At 59.4% G+C, this 20,726-nt stretch carries 16 protein-coding genes; 9 read left to right on the top strand and 7 right to left on the bottom strand.

The window, feature by feature from the left end; all coding sequences use genetic code 11:
* Positions 1-43: 43 nt before the first annotated feature.
* Complete coding sequence (locus AC6JBC_RS14700; RefSeq protein WP_498026230.1) at positions 44-793, bottom strand: SDR family NAD(P)-dependent oxidoreductase; 750 nt, start codon at positions 791-793, stop codon at positions 44-46.
* A gap of 235 nt (positions 794-1,028) precedes the next feature.
* On the opposite strand from AC6JBC_RS14700, the gene AC6JBC_RS14695 reads away from it, so the two are divergent.
* From AC6JBC_RS14695 to AC6JBC_RS14670, 6 genes are all read left to right on the top strand, one after another.
* Positions 1,029-2,651: a GMC family oxidoreductase gene (locus AC6JBC_RS14695; RefSeq protein ID WP_498026229.1), complete on the top strand. Its 1,623-nt coding sequence runs from the start codon at positions 1,029-1,031 to the stop codon at positions 2,649-2,651.
* A gap of 78 nt (positions 2,652-2,729) precedes the next feature.
* Positions 2,730-4,355 (top strand): FAD-dependent oxidoreductase, encoded by a 1,626-nt coding sequence (locus tag AC6JBC_RS14690; protein ID WP_498026228.1) that lies wholly within the window; start codon positions 2,730-2,732, stop codon positions 4,353-4,355.
* A gap of 60 nt (positions 4,356-4,415) precedes the next feature.
* Positions 4,416-5,279, top strand: a complete 864-nt coding sequence (locus tag AC6JBC_RS14685; RefSeq protein WP_498026227.1) for a sugar phosphate isomerase/epimerase family protein — start codon at positions 4,416-4,418, stop codon at positions 5,277-5,279.
* A gap of 67 nt (positions 5,280-5,346) precedes the next feature.
* Positions 5,347-6,975, top strand: a complete 1,629-nt coding sequence (locus AC6JBC_RS14680) for an FAD-dependent oxidoreductase (RefSeq protein WP_498026226.1) — start codon at positions 5,347-5,349, stop codon at positions 6,973-6,975.
* Between the two features lie 237 nt (positions 6,976-7,212).
* Complete coding sequence (locus tag AC6JBC_RS14675) at positions 7,213-9,459, top strand: TonB-dependent receptor (protein ID WP_498026225.1); 2,247 nt, start codon at positions 7,213-7,215, stop codon at positions 9,457-9,459.
* Between the two features lie 145 nt (positions 9,460-9,604).
* A complete protein-coding gene (locus AC6JBC_RS14670; RefSeq protein WP_498026224.1) occupies positions 9,605-10,564 on the top strand; it encodes a DUF7064 domain-containing protein in 960 nt (319 codons plus the stop codon).
* A gap of 51 nt (positions 10,565-10,615) precedes the next feature.
* Here AC6JBC_RS14670 and AC6JBC_RS14665 read toward each other — a convergent pair whose 3' ends face one another.
* The 5 genes from AC6JBC_RS14665 to AC6JBC_RS14645 all read right to left on the bottom strand — a co-directional run bounded on the left by AC6JBC_RS14665 (position 10,616) and on the right by AC6JBC_RS14645 (position 15,710).
* Complete coding sequence (locus AC6JBC_RS14665) at positions 10,616-11,617, bottom strand: DUF7064 domain-containing protein (RefSeq protein ID WP_498026223.1); 1,002 nt, start codon at positions 11,615-11,617, stop codon at positions 10,616-10,618.
* 35 nt (positions 11,618-11,652) lie between these two features.
* Positions 11,653-12,468: an enoyl-CoA hydratase/isomerase family protein gene (locus AC6JBC_RS14660; protein WP_498026222.1), complete on the bottom strand. Its 816-nt coding sequence runs from the start codon at positions 12,466-12,468 to the stop codon at positions 11,653-11,655.
* A gap of 23 nt (positions 12,469-12,491) precedes the next feature.
* A complete protein-coding gene (locus AC6JBC_RS14655) occupies positions 12,492-13,457 on the bottom strand; it encodes an alpha-ketoacid dehydrogenase subunit beta (RefSeq protein WP_464795757.1) in 966 nt (321 codons plus the stop codon).
* Between the two features lie 79 nt (positions 13,458-13,536).
* A complete protein-coding gene (locus AC6JBC_RS14650; protein WP_498026221.1) occupies positions 13,537-14,520 on the bottom strand; it encodes a thiamine pyrophosphate-dependent dehydrogenase E1 component subunit alpha in 984 nt (327 codons plus the stop codon).
* A gap of 23 nt (positions 14,521-14,543) precedes the next feature.
* Positions 14,544-15,710: an acyl-CoA dehydrogenase family protein gene (locus AC6JBC_RS14645; protein WP_498026220.1), complete on the bottom strand. Its 1,167-nt coding sequence runs from the start codon at positions 15,708-15,710 to the stop codon at positions 14,544-14,546.
* A gap of 196 nt (positions 15,711-15,906) precedes the next feature.
* On the opposite strand from AC6JBC_RS14645, the gene AC6JBC_RS14640 reads away from it, so the two are divergent.
* Genes AC6JBC_RS14640 through AC6JBC_RS14630 form a run of 3 tightly spaced genes read left to right on the top strand, consistent with a single transcriptional unit; the run spans position 15,907 to position 19,186 of the window.
* The gene (locus AC6JBC_RS14640; RefSeq protein ID WP_498026219.1) at positions 15,907-17,304 is read left to right on the top strand and encodes a phosphotransferase family protein; all 1,398 of its coding nucleotides are present in this window, start codon (positions 15,907-15,909) and stop codon (positions 17,302-17,304) included.
* Positions 17,304-18,440 carry an epoxide hydrolase family protein gene (locus AC6JBC_RS14635; RefSeq protein WP_498026218.1) on the top strand — a complete coding sequence of 379 codons (1,137 nt, stop codon included), beginning with the start codon at positions 17,304-17,306 and terminating at the stop codon, positions 18,438-18,440. The genes AC6JBC_RS14640 and AC6JBC_RS14635 overlap by 1 nt, the downstream gene beginning before the upstream one ends.
* 50 nt (positions 18,441-18,490) lie before the next feature.
* Positions 18,491-19,186, top strand: a complete 696-nt coding sequence (locus tag AC6JBC_RS14630; protein WP_498026217.1) for a 2-oxo acid dehydrogenase subunit E2 — start codon at positions 18,491-18,493, stop codon at positions 19,184-19,186.
* Positions 19,187-19,273: 87 nt separating this feature from the next.
* Here AC6JBC_RS14630 and AC6JBC_RS14625 read toward each other — a convergent pair whose 3' ends face one another.
* The gene (locus AC6JBC_RS14625; protein ID WP_498026216.1) at positions 19,274-20,713 is read right to left on the bottom strand and encodes an aromatic ring-hydroxylating oxygenase subunit alpha; all 1,440 of its coding nucleotides are present in this window, start codon (positions 20,711-20,713) and stop codon (positions 19,274-19,276) included.
* Between the last annotated feature and the right edge of the window lie 13 nt (positions 20,714-20,726).

Below are 20,726 nucleotides of genomic sequence, written 5' to 3'. Positions count from 1 at the left end.
CATCACCGATCCGCACAACATCCGCTTTTCCGCCAGCGTCCGATTACAACCTCATGCCGCCGCTTGCCTGAATGATCTGCCCGGTGAGCCAGCCCGAGGCCGGGGACGCGAGGAACAGAACGATCTGCGCTATGTCGTCGGCGGTCCCGATGCGGCCCAGCGCGGCCATGCTTTTGAACATGCGCATTGCCTCCTCACTGTCCCGATAACCGTTGATGAGGTCGGTATCGACCGGTCCAGGGGCGACAGCATTGACGCGAATATTGCGCGGCGCAAGCTCTACCGCCATCGAAACCGTGAACGAATTCACCGCCGCCTTGCTCATGGCATATGCGAAGCCGGGCGGCTGCGCCATTAGCCCGCTCATCGACGAGATATTGACGATCGCGCCACCATCATTGAACCGCTTCAACGCCTGTTGGGTGACCAGTATCGGCGATTTAAAGTTGACCCGATACATGCTGTCGATTTCTTCTTCATCGATCGTGGTGATTGGAGAGGTTCGTCCCGCGCCGGCATTATTGACCAGAATATCAAGCTGCCCTCCGGCCTGTTCGTCAAACTGCTGGAACAGCTGCCCGACTCCTTCGGAATGGCTGAGGTCCGCCTGCACAATCACCGCATCGCCGCCTGCTTCGCGCACTTCGGCCGCCGTCCGTTCGGCGCCTTCACGGCGAGAAGAATAGTGCGCGACGATCCGCGCGCCGCTTTGCGCCAAGGCAACGGCGATCTGCCGCCCGATGCCTCCCGAGGCGCCGGTCACCAACGCAACCTTCCCGTCCAATACAGCCATCTTCGCACCTCTCCCAACTAATTGCCCGACGCTTGAAGCCGGGCCAGCCGTTTTCACAAGACGGCGTCTTACCGTGTTATTACGTGACTAATGTCTGACAAACTGTCAATACTGCCCGCATATGTCCTTGATATGCGGTCGGGCTGACACAGAGGGGAAAGGCCATTGTGTCCGACAATCCGCCGTGTCATAGAGGCGTATATAAGACGAATGTCATTTAATTTCCGGAGAGGTCATGGCTGAGGAGTTCGACTTCATCATTGTGGGCGCAGGCAGCGCCGGTTGCGTGCTTGCCAACAAGCTTTCCGAAAAGCCATCGAATCGGGTGCTGCTTCTGGAGGCCGGTGGCGAGAACAAGCACATGTTCGTTCGCATGCCAAAGGGCGTGGCGAAGCTGGTCGGCGACCCTACATTCGCGCAATATTTCCCGGTGCAACAGCCGCGTGAAGAAGGACTGGACGCGAGTGAGATTTGGTTGCGGGGCAGAGGGCTGGGCGGTTCCTCCGCCATCAATGGCATGATCTATATCCGGGGCCAGCCTGAAGATTACGAGCAATGGGAGGAACGCGGCGCCAAGGGATGGGGCTGGAACACCATGTTGCGGTCCTTCAACGCGATTGAGGACCACGAGCTTGGCGCATCCAACGAGCATGGCGTCGGCGGCCCGGTGCATGTCTCGACCTCCAAGTTCCATTACCCGCTTGCAGACCGGATGATCGAGGCGGGCAAGCAAATGGGCTTGCCACGCAACGACGATTTCAACGCCGGTAGCCGGGAAGGCGTCGGCTATTATCATTATAATATCAAGAACGGCCGCAGGCAGAGCGCGGCGGTCGCTTTTCTGGACCCGATACGCCATCGGCCCAATCTGGTGATCCGAACGGGCGTACAGGTGGACCGCATCATCATCGAACAGCGCAAGGCGAAGGGCGTCATGTGCAGGATCGGCGGGCGCAAGACGGAGTTCCGGTGCCGGGGCGAAGTCATCGTGTCAGCAGGCGCGATCGCATCCCCCAAGCTGCTCCAGCTTTCGGGGATCGGGCCAGCCGAGGATTTGAAAGCCGCAGGCGTCGATGTCATCGTGGACAGCCCGGACGTAGGCCGACGGATGCAGGAACATCCCATCTACGGCATCAATTACGACTTGCAGGGCGAGAAGGGCCTGAACCATCGCTATCGTGGCCTGGGTCTGGCTCGTAGCCTTGCCGAATATTTCCTGTTCAGGGGCGGCCCGATGGCGACGGTTCCGCAGGAGGTCGGCATCTTTGCGCGCAGCCGTCCGAGTGTAAGCCGCCCGGACCTCCAGTGCTTCGTTGGTGGCGTCACCCTGGCGCAGGGCGAGGCGGATGTCGCGGTTCCGACCAACGGCGTAAACAAGACGCCCGGTATGATGATCGCCACGGCAATGCTGCGGGCCACCAGCGAGGGTTGCCTTACCATTACCTCGCCCAATGCCGACGATCCTTTGCGCATCCATCCCAACTGGCTGACGACGCAGGAGGATTGCGAGACGGCGGTCGCGATGGTGCGTTTCGTGCGCAAGTTGATGACGCAGCCCGCCATCGCGCCCTTCGTGACGCGCGAAATCGCTCCTGGCCTGAACGGCAATGATAGCGACGACCAGATATTGACCGCCGTGCGCCGTCATTTGAGCTGCGGCACCCATGCCGTGGCAACGTGCCGGATGGGCAGCGATGATGAATCCGTGGTCGATCCACGCACGCGCGTTCGCGGAGTGGATGGCCTGCGGGTGATCGACTGTTCGATCATGCCCAACCTGACGTCGGGCAACACCAATGCACCAGTGATGGCAATGGCCTGGCATGCCTCATCACTGATCCTCGAGGACGCGCGCTAAGGCGACGCAGGCAGCCGCGAGCAAGACCCGCAAAGGGCGTGCGCGGCCAGCCAAGGGATAGAATGCAGGAGAGATATCGTGACGACCCAATGGGATGAGGAAACAGACGTTCTGGTGGTAGGCTCTGGCGCTGCCGGTTGCTCTGCGGCGCTGGCCGCCCGGACGGCTGGCGCAGAGGTGCTGCTGGTCGAACGCACGGATAAGCTGGGCGGCACGAGCGCCGTTTCAGGCGGCGTGCCGTGGATACCCAACAACCATCATATGCAGGAGATTGGGCGCAGCGATTCCCGCGAGCAAGCCCTCACCTATCTTCGCCGCATTTCGTTGGGCAAGATGGACGACGTCATGATCGAAACCTTCGTGGACACGGCGCCGCGGGTGCTGCTGTTCCTCGAAAAGGAGACCGATCTTCGCTTCCGCGCCCTCAAGATGCCCGACTATCACCCTGAATTTCCCGGCGGCAATATCGGCCGTTCGGTGACCGCAGGGATTTTCCCCGCTGGGCAGCTTGGCGAATTGCGTCCCGCGCTCCGGGCGAGCGCGCATTTCCCCATTCCCATTTCCATCGCCGATGTGGAAGACGGCATCAATGTGCTGGATTCCGAGATTATCGGCGGCCGCCTTAATGAAGATATGGTGGGCATGGGCGGCGCGTTGATGGCGGGCCTGCTCAAGGGGGCCATGGACCATGGCGTTCGGATCAAGCGCAATATTCGCGTGCTGCGGCTTGTGCAGGAAGGCGATGTCGTGGTCGGCATAGAGGCGGACAATGACGGCAAGCCCCTGCGTATCGGCGCGCGCAAAGGAGTGATTCTGGCCTGCGGTGGGTATGAGTGGAACGAGGACATGACCCGGCAGTTCCTGCGCGGCCCGATGCACGGCCCGCACAGCCCGCCCTGGAATGAAGGCGATGGGCTGAAGATGGCGATCCAGGCAGGTGCTGCCCTTGGCAACATGTCGGAAGCCTGGTGGCAGCCATCAGTAACGATACCGGGCGAAGAATATGACGGACGGCCGCTCGTCCGGCTGACCGGTATCGAACGCTGCGGTCCCGGATCGATCATCGTCAACCGGACAGGTCGCCGCTTCGTCAACGAGGCCTGTAACTATAACGATATCGGGCGCGTGTTTCAGGCGTTCGACCCTGTGAACTTCGACTATCCCAACCTGCCCGCCTGGCACATCGTCAGCCAGGATTATATGGATCGCTTCCCCTTCCTGACGCGCTATCCGGGCGATCCGGTGCCGTCCTGGATGGTGAGCGCGGACACGCTGGCCGAACTGGCGGGCAAGATCGGGGTCGATCCTGCCGGACTGGAGGCAGAGGTCGCGCGCTTCAACGATAATGCCCGCAAAGGCGTCGATCCCGACTTCCGTCGCGGCGAAAGCGTCTATGAACTGTATTGGGGCGATGCTCAGGCAGAGGGCGCCGCGAAGACATTGGGGCCACTCGAACGCGGTCCCTATTATGCGGTCGAAACCAAGATCGGAACGATCGGGACGAAGGGCGGCCCACGCACCAACGAGCGGGCCGAAGTGATGAGCCTGTCGGGCGGCATCGTCCCCGGGCTTTACGCAGCGGGCAACGCCATGGCGAGCATCATGGGCATGGCATATCCGGGGGGCGGTGCCACGCTCGGCCCCGCGCTGACCTTTGGTCACATTGCTGGCCGTGAAGCCGCGCGCGGATCAAACCGATTCTGAACACCCTGTCGAGCGGAAGCGGCCTCCCCCTTCCCGCGATGTTGACGAAGGAATTTCATCATGAATGATCCGAAAATTGTCGCGACCTATTACACGATCGCGGGCGATGCTTACCCCGGCGCGCCGGTCGCCAGCCCTTTTCCGCTGGAACGGCGCGCTGCGGCGGCGGTTGCTGCGGGCTATTACGGCATGGGCCTGTCAGGCGATGATCTGGCCGCGAATGTTGCCTTGCATGGCACGGCGGGTATTCGCCGAATCCTGGACGACGCCGGTATCCAGTTTCTGGAAATCGAATGCCTGACCGACTGGTTCGCGCAGGGCGAGGCGCGGGCCGCTTCTGACAAGATGCGTCGGCTCTGGCTGGATACCGCCGTCGAGATCGGGACCAAGCATATCAAGATCGTCGGGGACATCAGCGACAGTGGCGTGTCGATGGAGACCATGGCCGGCGACTTCCGGCTGCTCTGCGATCAGGCTGCGGAGGTGGGTGCCCATGTATCGATCGAGGTATTCCCCCTGGCGAATATCCGCGACCTCAAGTCGGGGCGGCAACTTATCGAAATGGCCGGGTCGGATAATGGCGGGTTGTTGATCGACATCTGGCACATGACGCGTCCGGGCATCCCCTATGAAGAGGTAGCCGCCCTTCCCGCCAGCTACATCAAGCATGTCGAGCTGGACGACGCGGCTGCTGAAGTCGTTGGCGGCCTTTTCGACGATTCGACGGACAATCGCCTGTTGCCGGGCGAAGGCAGCTTCGACGTGCCCTCATTTCTGCGGGCCATCGCGGCGACCGGCTATGACGGCTGCTACGGGATCGAGATGTTGTCGCATGAATTCCGCGCCCTTGAGCCGGAGGAAGCGGCGAAGCGATCCTTCGACGCCGTCGCGCGCCAATTCGCGCTGGCGCGGGAAAATGCCTGACCGGCCGTGGCGGCGCCTTCCAATCGGGCGCGCTGCAAGGACCATATGACAGTTTCAGGAGAACAGGGTGCCAGAGCAGGATCGGATTGAAGAGACCGACGTCATCGTGATCGGCTCGGGCGCTGCGGGGCTCGCAGCGGCGCTGAGCGCGCGCCATGCCGGAGCAGATGTCGTCATTCTGGAACGTTCGGAAAAACTCGGCGGGACCACGGCGATGTCGGGGGGCGTCCCCTGGATTCCCTGCAATCACCACATGCATGAAGTCGGAACCAGCGACAGCCGCGAGGCGGCGCTCACCTACATGCGGCGTCAGTCCTTGGGCCGCATGGATGACGAGATGATCGAAACCTATGTCGATCAGGGCGCGGACGTCATCAAGTTCATCGAGGCCCAGACGGACATTCGTTTTCGCGCGCTCAAATGGCCCGACTATCATCCTGAGCTGCCCGGTGGGACATTCGGACGGTCCCTGTCGGCAGGGTTGTTTCCCGGCAATAAGCTGGGGGAATTACGGCCGAGATTGCGGAGCAGCCTGACCTTTCCCATTCCGGTGTCGAGCAACGACCTTGAGGATGGCGTCGACATCTTCGACCCTGCCATAATCGGCGACCGGCTGGAAAAGGGTCTGGTGGGCGTCGGTAACGCGCTGGTGGCGGGGCTAACCGCCAGCGTGGTCGAGAAGGGCGTGCGCATCCTGTTCGGCATGCGCGCGCAAAGCCTTGTCATTCATGAAGGCGCGGTCACGGGCGTTGCGGGCAGCAACGAGGGCGAACCTTTCAAGATGCGTGCGCGGCGTGGCGTCATTATCGCCAGCGGGGGCTTTGAGTGGAATGCCGGTCTGGTAAAGGACCTGCTGCGCGGCCCGCACGACGGGGCGGCGAGTCCGCCGGACAATGAGGGCGATGGCCTGTTGATGGCGGCAGAGGCTGGAGCCGCCCTCGCGAACACCGATGAGGCATGGTGGATGCCGATCATGAAGATTCCGGGCGAAGAATATGAGGGCAATCCCGCTATCCGTTTTGCCGTGACAGAGCTGACGAAGCCAGGGTCGATCATGGTGAACCGCAAGGGGCAGCGGTTCGTGAATGAAGCATGCAATTATAATGACCTTGGCCGCTCCTTTTTCCAGTTCGATCCTCAGACGTTCGACTATCCCAATCGGGAGGCATGGATCATTTTCCATCAGGCTTATCTGGACAAATATCCTGTACTCACACGTTATCCTGGCGACCCCTTGCCGAATTGGATGATACAGGGCGCGACGCTGCGCGCCCTTGCCGAGCAGATCGGTGTGGACGCCGATGGGCTGGAACATACGGTCGAGCAGTTCAACAGATCAGCTCGCGAGGGCAGCGATCCCGCCTTTCACCGGGGCGAGAGCCAATATGATCGCTACCATGGGGATTGGTCGCTCGACGGCGCATTGCAAACCGTCGGGCCGCTGGATCAGGCGCCCTATTACGCGTGCCGTGTCTATCCCGGCGTTCTGGGAACGAAGGGCGGCCCGAAAATCAGCGTCAGAGCGGAAGTGCAGAATTTGCGCGGAGGTAATATCCCCGGCCTATATGCGGCTGGCAATGCCGCAGCGAGCATTACCGGCATGGCTTATCCCGGAGCGGGCGGAACGATCGGCCCCGCACTGGTCTTCGGCCACATCGCTGGCCGCGAGGCTGCGGTCAGGACGAACCGGAGATAGACATCTCAAAAAATAGATACATATATTTATCGTTCGCATGTTTACTTACTTGACAGCTGTCGTAGATGGTGCTGGAATGCGCCCTCTGGTAGGGGTGCAGCAATTAGCACCCAATGCGAAGCGGCCGGAAATGGTACTACTTCATAACAAGGTCAGACAAAAAAAACATACTATTCGCCTTGTCACACTTTCGGTCGAATAACTTATAATTATAATATTTAGTCGAGGGGAAGATCAATGAAGAAGAAGGCGTTTTCGATCGTTGGCTTATTATTGGCGAGCGTGGCCCCCATGCCCCTGCTTGCCCAGACGGATGCAGCCCCGCAAAGTGACGCAGCGCCGACGTCCTCGCCAGTTGGCCTTCAGGAGATCATCGTCACGGCTCAGCGCCGTAGCCAGAATTTGCAGGATGTCCCCGTCGCGGTAACGGCGTTTACGGGGGAAGCTCTGGAAACAAAGGGCATTTTCCGCGTGTCAGACCTCCAGCAGGCCGACTCTTCACTGTTCGTTTCACAGATGTCCGGCGTTGTTGTGCCGTTCCTGCGCGGCGTCGGAAATCCCGGTGCATCGACACCGGGTAACGAGGCAAGTGTTCCTGTCTATATCGACGACGTCTATTATTCCCGCCTTGCGAGCGCCTATCTTGAGCTGGCGAATATCGAACGTGTCGAAGTTCTCAAAGGCCCGCAAGGCACATTGTTCGGCCGCAATTCAACTGGCGGCCTGATGCAGGTTTTCACGCGCGATCCCGGCGACACCACCGATCTTTCGGCAACGCTGGGCTATGCCAATTACGATACGATCAGCGGCAAGCTTTATGCGGCGACGCCGCTGGGTGACGGTGTGGCCGCCGGAATCTCCTTCAGCGGTTTGAATCAAGGTGATGGATGGGGGAAAAACCTGTTCACCGGCAAGGATACATATCGGCGCAAATTTTATAATATCCGATCCAAGGTCGTGTTCGAACCGAGCGACACGACAAAGATCCGTCTGAGCGGCTTTTATACCTATCAGCGGCAGAATCAGGGCAATTCAGTCAGCATCTATCCGGGAACGACCCGTGGCTATCCTCTGGGATCACCCCTTGAGGGCACGCAATATTTCGATCCTCCCGGCTTTTTCGATATCAATGAGAATACCGAGATTTTCCATCGCCTGCGCGGTTGGGGTGGTTCGATTAAAATCGACCAGGAGCTTGGCTTTGCGGATTTCACCAGCATTACTTCCTACCGGAAGGCGAAAGAATTCCTGAGTTATGAGGGCGATCATACCGAATTGAACTGGCTGGCATTTCCTATCAAGATCGGAGACCGCCAGATTACCCAGGAACTTCAGTTGAAGTCTTTGTCTTCATCGAAGATCAGCTGGATATTGGGCCTTTTCTACATGAATTCGCGCACTGACGTGAATGTCGCTATCAACGGTGACGCCCTCACTCTAAACGGTCTTGCCAGCCAGAATATTGGTAGTCAGCAAAGGATCGAGTCTTTGGCTCCCTTCGCGCAGGCGACTTTCCCCGTTGTGGATGACAAGACCAATGTCACGCTTGGCCTGCGCTACACGAAAGATCGCGTGGAAGGGAACGGCCGCGTTTCACTTACTCCACTAGTTGGGGCAGACATTCCGGTTGGGAATTTTCATCAGGTCGCCAGCTTCGACAAATGGACTTACAAGGTTTCGGTCGATCACAAATTTACCGACGATATCATGGCGTATGCGACATGGAGTCGCGGCTACAAGTCGGGTACGTTCAATACTATTCCGTTGGCCGCCCCGCCGACCAATCCGGAAACGGTGACGTCCTACGAGGCGGGTTTGAAGATGACCCTGTTCGATCGCAGGGTGCGCGCCAACCTTGCCGTGTTCCGCAACGACATCAAGGACCCGCAGGTCCAGCTCGTCCAGCTTGTGGACACGCCAGCTGGGCCGACGCCCTTCGTCGCCTTTGCGAATGCAGAAAAGGCGCGGACCAAAGGTTTCGAGTTCGACACGACATTTCTGGTGACCGAGCGGTTGAGGCTCGACCTGGCGGGACAGTATCTCTGGGCGAAATTCATCAGTTTTGACAGCGCCCCGATCAACGTTCCCATCTTCACACCGCCTTGGGGCGTGGCCCTGGCAGTCGGCGATGTGGGTGGGAACAGGCTTTCCCAGACCCCGAAATGGAAAATCAACGCTGGCTTCAACTATGATCTGCCAACCTCTGTCGGTCAGTTCAGCTTTGCCGGTCAAATGTCCTACCGGTCCAACCTGAAATGGGACCCAGACAACATATTGACCGAACCGAAGCTGACGCTGTTCAACGGTAGCATCTCATTCAAGCCGGAATTCAATGACAAGCTGACCTTCCGCTTGTGGGGCGCTAACCTCACTAACGAGAAATATTTCAACAACGAAATTCCGCAGACCAATACGCCCGCCGGTGATCTGGGCGGCGTTGGAGATCCGCGGACGTACGGGATTGAGGTACGCTTCGATCTTTGATGACGGTCGCCTGCATGGTTGCTGAAGAATAAAAAGGATGACCCGCGCCAAGTTAGACTGGCGCGGGTCACGAACATGGCCGGCACCGCCATATTATGGTCGACAGGGCGCCTTTGCGCCCTTTTCCCGCTTTTTGGAGGCGATTATGCTCCTGCACGAAGATTACCCCCACACAGTTCCGGCCCGGGCCTGGTTGCGTTGGAAGGAAAATTACTTCTGGGTCTTCATGGATCCCGACCGGAACCTATGCTGCCTTGCGCATAGTACGGCGGAACCGACCTTTGACCGGGCTTTTGCCTCCTTCACGGTGCTGCATAGGGGTGTGAAGGTCAGTCACAGCGGCGAGGTTCCCCTGCCCCAGCCGTTCGAACATCAGAATCTGCTGCGCTATGGCAATCAGACGGTGCATTTTCTGAAGCCGCAGGAAGAGTTTCTCGTTGAATATGAAGACGACAATGTCGCGGCATCGCTACGGTTTACCCGGCGCATGCATCTGTTCGACTTCCTCGCCTGCGCCGACGTCAATCCAGACCAGTTTTCCATTTCGGAAAATACCGCGCTCGATAGATCCGGCTTTCGCCATCAAGGCCAATGCATGAATGCGACCGGCAAGGTGACGTTCAAGACAGGGGAGCTTGCGGGTGTGTCCGTTGACGTGAACGGATCGGGCTATCGCGACCACAGTTGGGGCATGCGCAATGACCAGATCGTGATGGATCACAACTGGTCCTTCTTTAATTTCCCCTCCATGGGCTTTCACCTTTTCACGGTGCGCAACATCGTTCGTCCTGAGAATATGACGGCGGAAGGCTATATCGCGCGGCTGGAGGGGAATGAGGTCATCAAGACACTCAGGATCGAGAATGTCGGCGAAGGGCCGGAAGGAATGCCGGACAAGGTCATATTCCATACCATGACCCTTGGCGGCGAGAAATTCACCCTGACAGCGGATGTTGGCAATGCCTTTGCCCGCCTGCCGCTGCATTCGCAGAAGCCCGGTGCTAAGGTCTATTATAATGTTGAGAATATGTGCCGGGTGAGGTGTGAAGAAACCGGCGAGGAAGGCTTGGCCAATGTCGAGATCGGCACATTGAAGGACGCATGAAGCGCTGAAACGCCATCCGGCTGGAAAATATATGCCGGATGGCGGGAGCTTTTAAACTTCCCGAATATGAGCGCCGGGGATCGTCCGTTCGTAGCAGCCATAGCCCTTCACCGTCCCGTTGAGGAGAAGGCTGACGGACTGCTCGTCCACCACGCGCGTTGGACCCGGATCGGTAGGATAGACGCCGACATATGTGTCGTTGGGCGAAGCGAGCGACAGGTAGGAGCTGCCGTGGAAGGCTACCGTGCCGATGACCAGCGTGCCGTTCTCATAACTTAGCACCGTCCGGATCAGCTTTTGGTCGTCATTCACGTGGCTGCATCGTTCGATCTGTTCGATCCTGGCTTCGAAACTCTTGCCATCCTCGTAGATGACGGCCTCTGAAAACACGACCTGTTCACCCTGATCGATCTCTGCATCGAACAGCAGGAAGGACAAGCCATTTTCAAAATAGCCCTGAAACCACTGGTGACTGTGCAGATTGCGATTATCGCGCCCGCCAAGGCTGTGATCCCGGTTGGCCATCGCGTTGAAAGAGAATTGCTCACTGCCGACGCGGATCGATCCGGAAAGAAGACCGGGCTGTTCGATGTGGCCAGCGGGGAGAAATTCCTGCAACGCGCCGACCTTATGGAGATCCCAGATGTCGGCCGTCGATGTGAAGGTCAGGTCGAACGAAGCAGGCGTACGCCTTCCGTCGCCCACCAACCCGTCGAGCATCTCCGCGGCGGGAACACGCATCACACCACCGTTGAAGCGGTAAGTCAGCTTGCGCCCAGGCTCCACGATCCGCACCGCCAGATGAGGGCCGCCCGGCCCGTCCTCAGCGGCATGGGCATTGCCGATGGCTCGATGGGCGATCACCGTGTTGTCGGGCAAGCGGATGATGACGACCTCACGGAAGAGGGTGAGGTCGTGATGCCAGCGGCCGATGTGGAACCAAAGGCCAACGCCCGACTGCGGATCGAACCCGGCGAGACAGAAATTCTCGCTCCAATTATCGATCTCGGGAAAGGCGCCCTCCCAGGGCGTTTCCTTTAGGGGGATGTGCATGATCTTCTCCAACTCAGGGGAGCGCGCCCACGCCTTTAGCGGACGGAAGGGAATACCGGCGCGCGCTTTTCGAGGAAGGCTGTCACGCCCTCTTCGAAATCAGCGTCGCCAACGCAAGCGACGATGCCATCTGTTTCGGCATCGAGGACCTGCGCAAGGCTGCGCGCTGCCGCGTCATTGACTAGCTTTTTCGCGGCCACGACAGCGCGTTGCGGCGCCTGCGCGAGGCGGCGGGCGATCTTTATCGCCTCCCCTTCCAACGCCTCCGCTTCAACGATCTTGTGGAGCATGCCCAGCCGGTGCGCTTCAGCGGCATCGACCTTTGCCCCAGTCAGCAGCAGCATGCGGGCCATGCGCGTTCCCACCACCTGCGGCAGCACCGCTGTCACGCCGCCATCGGGACTGAGCCCCACACGCTGGTGCGCGAAGACGAAGGTCGCGCTTTCGTCGCCAATCGCATAGTCGGCGATCAACGGGTAGAATAGTCCCGCACCCGCAACTGCTCCCCGTACCGAGGCAAGGATTGGCCGATCGAACGCGACGACGGCCTCCACCAGATGTCGCGCCAAGGGGAGGCGGCGAGCGAAATCCGCCTGCCGCACCACCACCTCCTGCTTGATCGAGTCCGCAAAGCTCGCGACGTCGCCGCCCGCCGAAAAAACCTTGCCCTCGCCCCGAACCAGGATGCACCGGACGGTTCGATCCGCCTGCGCCGCACGGAAAAGTTCAGTCAGCAGCGGCACCATCGCCTTGGGAATGGCGTTGCCTTGTTGCGGCCGGTTGAATGACAGACGCAGGACGCCATCTTCCAAATCGACCAGATAGCTTTCGTCCGGCGCCGATTGAAGCATGCCCGATATTCCTTCCCTGCTGATCAGGCGAGCGCTTTGCGAACGGCCGCCTGGATCGTATCGGCGCTGGGCGCGAACGCCTGCTCCAGCGGTTTGGAAAATGGCACGGCGCAATAGGCTGCCCCCACCCGCTGGACCGGGCCTTTGAGCGTTCCCCACAGTTCCTCGGAGATGACGGAGGCGATTTCGGCGCCGATGCCGAACTGCTTCACCGCCTCATGCACGACAACCGCCCGGCCGGTCTTGCGCACGGATGCAAGCACGGTTTCGCGATCCCAGGGTGAGATGGTGCGCAGGTCGATGACCTCCACCGAAACGCCCTCCGCTGCCAGTGCGTCCGCCACAGCCAGGCTGAGCGTCACCATCAGCGAATGCGCGATGATCGTCACATTGGCGCCTTCGCGGGCGATGCGCGCCTTGCCGATCGGCACCACCTGCTTGGTCACCGGGGCTGGCGTCCAGTAGCTTGGCATATTTTCGATGAACAGCACGGGATCGGGATCGTCGATCGCCGCCCGCATCAGGCCATAGGCATCATCGGGGGTTGAAGGCGCGACCACCTTAATGCCTGCCGTATGGGCGAACCATGCTTCAAGATAGTCACTATGCTGGCCACCCGTGGAGAAGCCCGAGCCCGTCATGGTGCGGATGACCATCGGCACGCCGGTCTGGCCGCCCGACATGAAGCGCAGCTTGGCGGCATGGTTGAAGATCATGTCCATCGGGACCGCGATGAAGTTCATCAGCATGATCTCCGCCACCGGCTTGTACCCGCCCACGGCTGCGCCGATCGCCGCCCCAATGATCGCCTGTTCGGATATGGGGGTGGATTTGACGCGCTCTTCGCCGAAGCGGGTGGACAGACCCTTGGTCACGCCCATGACGCCGCCATCCTGCGGATCGGCAACATCTTCGCCAAGGACGATCACCTTGGAATCGGCCTCCATGGCATCGTGAAGCGCCAGGTTGATGGCCTCCACCATCGTCATCTTCTTGGGTTCGGTGTCCTGCGACGCGGGTGAAGCCTGCGTGGCGGATGCAGTGATTGTGTCGGTCATTGCCATTACCTCAAGCGATTTCTTCAGCGAACACGTCACGCTTCAGTTCGGCGACGTCTGGGAAGTCTGCGGCCATGGCGGCTTCGATCGCTGCCACGATCCGGCTGTCAGCATCCCGTTCGATTTCGGCCAGATCCGCTTCCGTGGCGATGCCTTCGGATAGCAACCGCGCGCGCAGGACGGGCATCGGGTCCTTTGTCTGCGCCTCGGCATAGATGGTCTTGTCCATATAATGGCCCGCCTCACCGAGGATATGGCCATTGAAACGGAAGGTCATGGCCTCGATCAGCGTCGGCCCCTCCCCTGCCCGGGCACGTTCGATCGCCACCTTGGCAGCGCCGTACATCTCATCCGGGTCGTTCCCGTCTACGGTCACGCCGGGCATGCCGTAAGCCGCAGCCCGATCCGAGATGCGGTCGATCGCCCGCGAATATTCGGGAGCCGTATGTTCGGCATAATGGTTGTTCTGGCACAGGAAAATGACGGGCAGCTTCCACACGGCGGCCATGTTCATCGATTCATGGAAGGCGCCGATATTGGTCGCCCCGTCGCCAAAGTTTGCGACGGATACCCGGTTGCGGCCGTCGAGCTTCGCTGCCCAGCCAAGGCCGGTGGCGATCGGCATGGACGATCCCACGATGCCGGTCGTCACCATCATGCCCTTTTCAGGGCAGGTCAGGTGCATCGGCCCGCCCTTGCCCTTGCACGTGCCGGTTACCTTCCCTGCAAGTTCCGCCCACAGCTCATCGAGAGGAAAGCCCTTGGCGAGCATGTCGTGGATACCGCGATAGATGGTGCAGATATAATCATCATCATCCAGGCTGACGGAGATCGCGGAGGGGATGATTTCCTGCCCGCGCGGGCTGTAATAGGGCATCACCAGCTTGCCCGCCATCATCTGCTTGATGACATGTTCGTCATTCTGCTTGATGAGCGTTGCCTTGCGATAGATTTCCAGGAGCGTCGCCGCGTCTGGTTTTGGCCAATTGGACATGTCATCCACTCCAGCTGATTTTCTTAATAGGACTTCGGCAGATCCAGAACTTTTTCCGCGATGAAGCTCAGGATCAATTGCTCGGTGATCGGCGCGATCCGCATCAGGATCGACTCGCGAAACAGCCTTTCCACCTGATATTCGGTCGAATATCCCATGCCGCCATGCGTCATGACGGCGCGGGTACAAGCGTCAAAGGCAGCGCGGCCACCCAGGAACTTGCCGGCATTCGCCTCCGCTCCGCAGGATTTGCCGGTGTCATACAGGTGCGCTGCCCGCATGATCATCCAGTATGCGGATTCCAGATAGGTCCAGTTTTCCGCCAGCGGATGCTGGATGCCCTGATTCTGACCGATATAGCGGCCGAACACCTTGCGCTCACCAGCATATTTGGCGGCTCGCGCCAGTGCTCCCCGGCCCAGCCCGACCGCCTCGATTCCAACAAGTATGCGTTCGGGATTGAGGCTGTGCAGAATGTAATTGAACCCCTTGCCCTCTTCACCAATCCTGTCCTCATCCGGCACGAAATAATCATCGATGAAGGTGGCGTTGGAATCCACCGCGTTCCGGCCCATCTTGGGGATGCGGCGCACCTCAATCTGACTCTTGTCAAGGTCGGTGTAGAACAGCGTCATGCCGTCGGTCGGCTTCTTGCATTGTTCCTTGGGCGTCGTGCGGGTCAGCAGCAGGATCTTGTTCGCGACCTGTCCGGACGACGTCCAGATTTTGCGGCCAGTAACGCGATATCCGCCCGGCACCTTCGTCGCGAAGGTCTTGATGCTGGTCGTGTCGAGCCCGGCGTCCGGCTCCGTCACGCCGAAACAGGCGCGATCCGTGCCCGCGATCAGCGGTTCGAGCATCCGCTTCTTCTGCTCGGCCGTCCCATGGACCACCACGGCATGAGGGCCGAAGATGTTCAGGTGGATCGTGCTGGCCGCCGAGTAGCCCCCGGCACTTGCCGACACCTCATGCATCATGATGGCGGCTTCGGTTACGCCCAGATTGGCGCCGCCAAATTCCTCGGGCATGGTGATGCCCAACCATCCGGCATCGGCCATCGCCTTGTGGAATTCGGATGGGAAGGTCTTCTCATCTTCGCAGCGGGACCAATAATCGTCCCCGAACTGGTCGCACACCTTTCCCACACTGTCACGGATGGCTTCCTGTTCTTCTGATAAGCTTATATCCACTGCACTGCTCTCTTTGCGCGGGGCTTGTCGATTCAAGCGCGCCTAAACATTGGTACGCGATATTACTATATGCTCCACTCCCTATGTCAAGCGCGCTGAGGGGTAGCGCGGAAAAGGATAGATTTTGGCGTCAGACAATGCCTCTGTTGATTAATATGTTATCATACCATATGCATGCGGTCTAAAGAGGAAGCCGATGACAAACGCACGTCATATTTGGGCCGTGGCCGAAGCCTTGCAGCGAGAGGTTCGCCCCTTCGTCGCGGACAGCGATGCGCGCGCCACGTTGGACAATGGCATACGAGTCCTGACCGCTACGGCCAACGGATTGGAACCGGGGCCGTCTGCCTTCATGGACTCGCCCAGCCCGGCGCAGCTCGTTGACACAGACCGATTAGGAGGCCCCGCTGAAAACGCCGCCGCCTATCGATCGACGGGCGCAGTCATCACAGATATGGCCGGATGTCTGGACCGGGGCGATCCACTTACCGCTTTCCGAGATGCGATAGCCGGTGAATGCAGCCTTCTTGAGGCAGCCGTCGCACGCATGGATGAGGTCGAGCGTGCCCCGCCCAAACAGACGGGCGCCGACAAGGACTCCATCGATCCCAAAAGATTGGAAGCTTATCTCCGGCAGCGAACCGGGTGTGAAGGATTGCGCGTCGATTCGTTCAAGCTGGTCGTTGGCGGCAGATCGCGCCAGACGGCGCTGCTTGGCCTAACAGATATGGGCGATCTTCCTGCCCGGCTGGTCATCCAGCGCGGCATCCCCAACCTGGCCACCAATGACAGCTTCCTGGACGAGCTGACGCAGTTCAATTTGCTGGACCTGCTCCACAAGGCGGGCATGCGCGTGCCAGCGCCGGTTCTGGTGGAGACGGATCCCGCGTGGCTCGATGCCCCCTTCATGCTGGTGGAACATGCTCCGGGCACGACCGCGCAGCCCGAATATTGGCTGCCGGTCGCTGACCGCAATGTCGTGCTGGATCTCGCGAGGCAAATGGCGCTTCTGCACAAGCAGCCGGTCGAAAAAGTGGGACAGGGCCTGCGCCCTTCACGAAGTTCATTCGACACTGAAAGCTGGAAGGCGGAACTGGAAGAGATGGCGAGCGAATGGCACGCCCTTGCCCGCTGGCCCTCCATCACCATGTCGGCCGCCATTTCCTGGCTGCGCGCCAATGTCGACTGTCTGGATGACCGGCGATCGATCGTCCACAATGACATGATTTTTCATAATGTTCTGGCGGAGGACGGCAACATCACCGCGGTCCTTGATTGGGAGCAGGCGGCGATCGGTCATCCCGGTGAGGACCTTGGCTATTGTTACCCCGTCGTGATCGCAGCGACTGACTGGGAAAGTTTCATAGACGCCTATCACGCTGCGGGCGGTCTGGACATACCGCAGAGGCAGATCGATTATTTCGCTCTACGTGCCGGATTGCGGCTCATGAATCTGGTGCTGAAGGGCGGGCGCGATACCTTTGAGAAAGGCTTGAGCGACGACATATTGGTTGCAAGCGCAGGGGCACATTTTACGCAGCGGTTAATGCACCGCATCGCCTTGGTGCTGCGATCTGTATTGGAGCGTTCGTGATGTCACTTATAGAAGCTTTCCCACTACATGTTCCGCAGGAGCAGCTTGACGATCTCCGCCAGCGACTGGAACGGACGCGCTGGCCGGACGAGCAGCCTGTGCCGGGCTGGGAACAGGGCGCGCCCTCAGCCAGACTGCGCGTCTTGGCCGACCATTGGCGCACAAACTATGATTGGCGGAAATGCGAGGCGCTGCTCAACAGCCTTGGCCAATTCCGGACGCGTATCGACGGGCTGGACATCCATTTCCTCCACATCCGTTCGGCCGAGCCGGACGCCATGCCGCTCCTGCTGACACATGGCTGGCCTGGTTCGGTGCTGGAGTTCCGCAACGTCATCGGCCCGCTCACCGATCCGCTCTCCCATGGCGGAAAGGCTTCAGACGCGTTCCACCTCATCATACCATCCCTTCCCGGTTATGGGTTTTCCGAAAAGCCTCCCGTCACAGGATGGGGGGTGGAACGGATTGCAAAGGCCTGGGCCGAGTTGATGCGGCGGTTAGGCTATGACCGTTATGTGGCGCAGGGCGGCGATTGGGGGTCGTTGGTGACGATGTGCCTCGCTCTCGATGAGCCCCCGGAACTGGCGGCCGTCCACTTCAACATGCTGACAGTCATTCCATCCGATCTGACGGAATCTCTCGATCCTGAAGAGCAGGCAGCACTAGATTCGATGCGACAGTTTAATGAGGGGGAATCCGCCTATGCGCGGCTTCAGGCGACCAAGCCACAAACGATCGGCTTTGCGCTGGCGGACTCCCCGGTCGGCCAGGCGGCGTGGATTTATGAGAAGTTGCAGCGCTGGTCCGACTGCGACGGCGTACCGGAAAGCGTCTTCTCTCTGGACGAGATGCTGGACAACATCACCCTTTATTGGCTGACCAACAGCGGCGCGTCATCCGCGCGGCTCTATTGGGAAAGCTTGAGCGGTTTTCAGCCCAGAAATGTCAGGGTGCCGTTGGGTTACAGCCACTTCCCGCGCGAAATCGTCTCGTCAGCCCGCGCGTGGGCAGACCGTTACTTTGAAAACATCATTCACTGGAACAATGTCGATAAGGGCGGCCACTTCGCCGCCTGGGAACAACCCGGCATCTTCGCGCGCGAATTACGCGACTGTTTCCGGGCGCTGCGCGGCTGACAGGCATAAGCAACGTAGCGTGATCCAATCACTGATACTGAGGGCATATAATGGCGTCTGACAACATACTCCCGCTGACCGGCATCAGGGGAATCATCGCGCAGAAGATGAGGGAAAGTCTGCAAAAGACCGCCCAGCTCAGCTTCTTCTGCGACATTGACGCATCTGCGCTTGTCGCTGCGCGCAACAGTTGGAAAGCGGCCGACACGAAATTAGGCTATGAAGACCTGATCATCGCCGCGCTGACATCCATCCTGCGCGATTTTCCCTTGTTCAATGCGGTGGAGACGGATCGCGGCGTGGAGCCGCAGGAACAGATTCATGTCGGTTGCGCGATCGCGCTGCCCGGCGCGCTGGTCGCGCCCGCCATTTTCGATGCAGGCAACCTTTCCCTGCCCGACATCGCGGAGCGACGCGCTGATCTGGTGGCACGGGCAAAGGTGAATAAGCTCACGATCGCCGAACTAACAGGCGCCACGGTGACCGTCACCAATCTGGGCCTGACGCGCGTCGAGCATTTCACTCCGATCCTCAGCTATCCTCAGCAAACGATCATCGGCCTGGGGCGCATGACAGCGAAGCCTTGGGTAGCCGAAGATGGCCAGACCATCGTGGTGCGGCCAGTGATGGGCTTGTCGCTGACCGTCGATCACCGGATCATTGATGGCGCTCCGGCGGGCGATTTCCTCACCCGGCTGGCCCAGGAACTGGAAAGCGGCTCGGCCTTTTCTCCTCCTACGATCTGATCCGAAGCTGATAAAAAGGGGCCGCGCATCATCAGATACGCGGCCCCCTTTGGCCTTACCATGCCATTTCTGGCGAAATAACGTGGCTCAGCCCCCCTTTTTGCCTTCCAGATAGAGATCGAGTTCAGCATAGAAATGCTGGATGCGGCGCTCCTGCTCGGAAAAGACGATGGTGCCGTTCAATCCCTTTGATCGCATGCCGCGCTGCATCGTCACCATGTTGGCGATGTCCTGTTCGACCACTTCACCAGCCTGGGGGTTGTCGTGAGTCGAACGGCGGATCGGGGGGCGAACCTTGCCCGAAACGTCGACATCGTCCTCCACGCCCATATAGGCTGGCGGCCGCCGTCCTTCCGCCAGCTTGGCAGACAACACAAGGACATCCTGATATCCGCGCTCGGGGTCAGTCGGATGAGGCCGGAACCGCTGGAGCAATATGCCTTCGGGATGCATGTTCATCGTCACGTTCGGGAACAGCGACGGATTCCAGTCATCGGTCAGTTGATTGTCGGTGTAGCCGGAATAATCGACGCCAAAGGGATTGTTCTCGCTTCGCTTGGCCTGCTGCAACGTCCGACGAACGTGCCGCGCATCGCCTTTAAGCGCCGACATCTTCACGCCCGCTTCCTGAAGAAAATAGGCGAGACCGACATTCACGAAACGATTGTCCGGCCAGCGAGGGCTGACAGAACCTACCGAGAACAGATTACGATTATGCCCATTACGGTAGAAGTCGTACTGGACATAATGGTCATCAACATAGGGTTTGATCTGGGGATGCGTCGCGTGCGCGTGATAGGTCTCGTTGAACGCCGAGTACATCGTCTTCCAGTTGGCGGGTATATCGACCGCCAAATGCTTGACGACAAACATTTCCTCGATCTTGTAGGAAGCCAGCATCGGAAGAAGATCAGCGTAATATTCCTCAAACGGCATCGGATTGGGATTCATGCTGACAAACACCAATCCGCCCCATTCCCTGACATGGACCGGGGTCAGGTCCAGGTTCTGGCACAGCGCTTCCTCGCGGAATGTTTCCCGGTCGGTCACGCGTACATTCTTGCCGTTCAGGTTGAAGCGCCAACTATGAACGATACAGGTAAAGGAGGTGGCACCATGGCCGAAATCATCCTGTACCAGCTCATTCCCACGATGTTTGCACACATTATAGAAGGCGGCCACGCCTTCCTTGTTGCGGACAATGATCATGGACTGCTTGCCGACGTCGAACCGGAACCAGTCGCCGACATCGGGAATATCGCTGGAAACCCCCGCCAGCAGCCAGACCTTACTCCACAGCCGATCTTCCTCGGCGGCCATGACCGCCGGATCGATGGACCTGTTGGTTTTGACGGTACGATAGTCGGCGATATTAGGGTGCAGGTCTTCCAGCCGCCAAGGCGACTTCTTTTCAAAGTCGGCCGTGACCTCCCCCGGTTCCAGGATAAAGCTCTCCGGATCAGACAGTTGTTCTTTAATAGGACGGTCGTTGAACCGGATTTCCGCGTAGCGAGCATTGGCCGCCATTTATCTTACTCCT

The sequence above is a fragment of the Sphingobium sp. RC1 genome (assembly GCF_059738765.1).
Note: the sequence above shows the minus strand (reverse complement) of the source record. Positions and strands in the feature narration are given on the sequence as shown.

What these genes read in the sequence shown, in the direction of transcription:
- AC6JBC_RS14695 (WP_498026229.1), top strand. Translation starts at nt 1,029, where the DNA reads ATGGCTGAGGAGTTCGACTTCATCATTGTGGGCGCAGGCAGCGCCGGT.
- AC6JBC_RS14660 (WP_498026222.1), bottom strand. Translation starts at nt 12,468, where the DNA reads ATGCTTCAATCGGCGCCGGACGAAAGCTATCTGGTCGATTTGGAAGAT.
- AC6JBC_RS14700 (WP_498026230.1), bottom strand. Translation starts at nt 793, where the DNA reads ATGGCTGTATTGGACGGGAAGGTTGCGTTGGTGACCGGCGCCTCGGGA.
- AC6JBC_RS14665 (WP_498026223.1), bottom strand. Translation starts at nt 11,617, where the DNA reads ATGCACATCCCCCTAAAGGAAACGCCCTGGGAGGGCGCCTTTCCCGAG.
- AC6JBC_RS14635 (WP_498026218.1), top strand. Translation starts at nt 17,304, where the DNA reads ATGTCACTTATAGAAGCTTTCCCACTACATGTTCCGCAGGAGCAGCTT.
- AC6JBC_RS14625 (WP_498026216.1), bottom strand. Translation starts at nt 20,713, where the DNA reads ATGGCGGCCAATGCTCGCTACGCGGAAATCCGGTTCAACGACCGTCCT.
- AC6JBC_RS14670 (WP_498026224.1), top strand. Translation starts at nt 9,605, where the DNA reads ATGCTCCTGCACGAAGATTACCCCCACACAGTTCCGGCCCGGGCCTGG.
- AC6JBC_RS14685 (WP_498026227.1), top strand. Translation starts at nt 4,416, where the DNA reads ATGAATGATCCGAAAATTGTCGCGACCTATTACACGATCGCGGGCGAT.
- AC6JBC_RS14650 (WP_498026221.1), bottom strand. Translation starts at nt 14,520, where the DNA reads ATGTCCAATTGGCCAAAACCAGACGCGGCGACGCTCCTGGAAATCTAT.
- AC6JBC_RS14655 (WP_464795757.1), bottom strand. Translation starts at nt 13,457, where the DNA reads ATGACGATGGTGGAGGCCATCAACCTGGCGCTTCACGATGCCATGGAG.
- AC6JBC_RS14675 (WP_498026225.1), top strand. Translation starts at nt 7,213, where the DNA reads ATGAAGAAGAAGGCGTTTTCGATCGTTGGCTTATTATTGGCGAGCGTG.
- AC6JBC_RS14630 (WP_498026217.1), top strand. Translation starts at nt 18,491, where the DNA reads ATGGCGTCTGACAACATACTCCCGCTGACCGGCATCAGGGGAATCATC.
- AC6JBC_RS14640 (WP_498026219.1), top strand. Translation starts at nt 15,907, where the DNA reads ATGACAAACGCACGTCATATTTGGGCCGTGGCCGAAGCCTTGCAGCGA.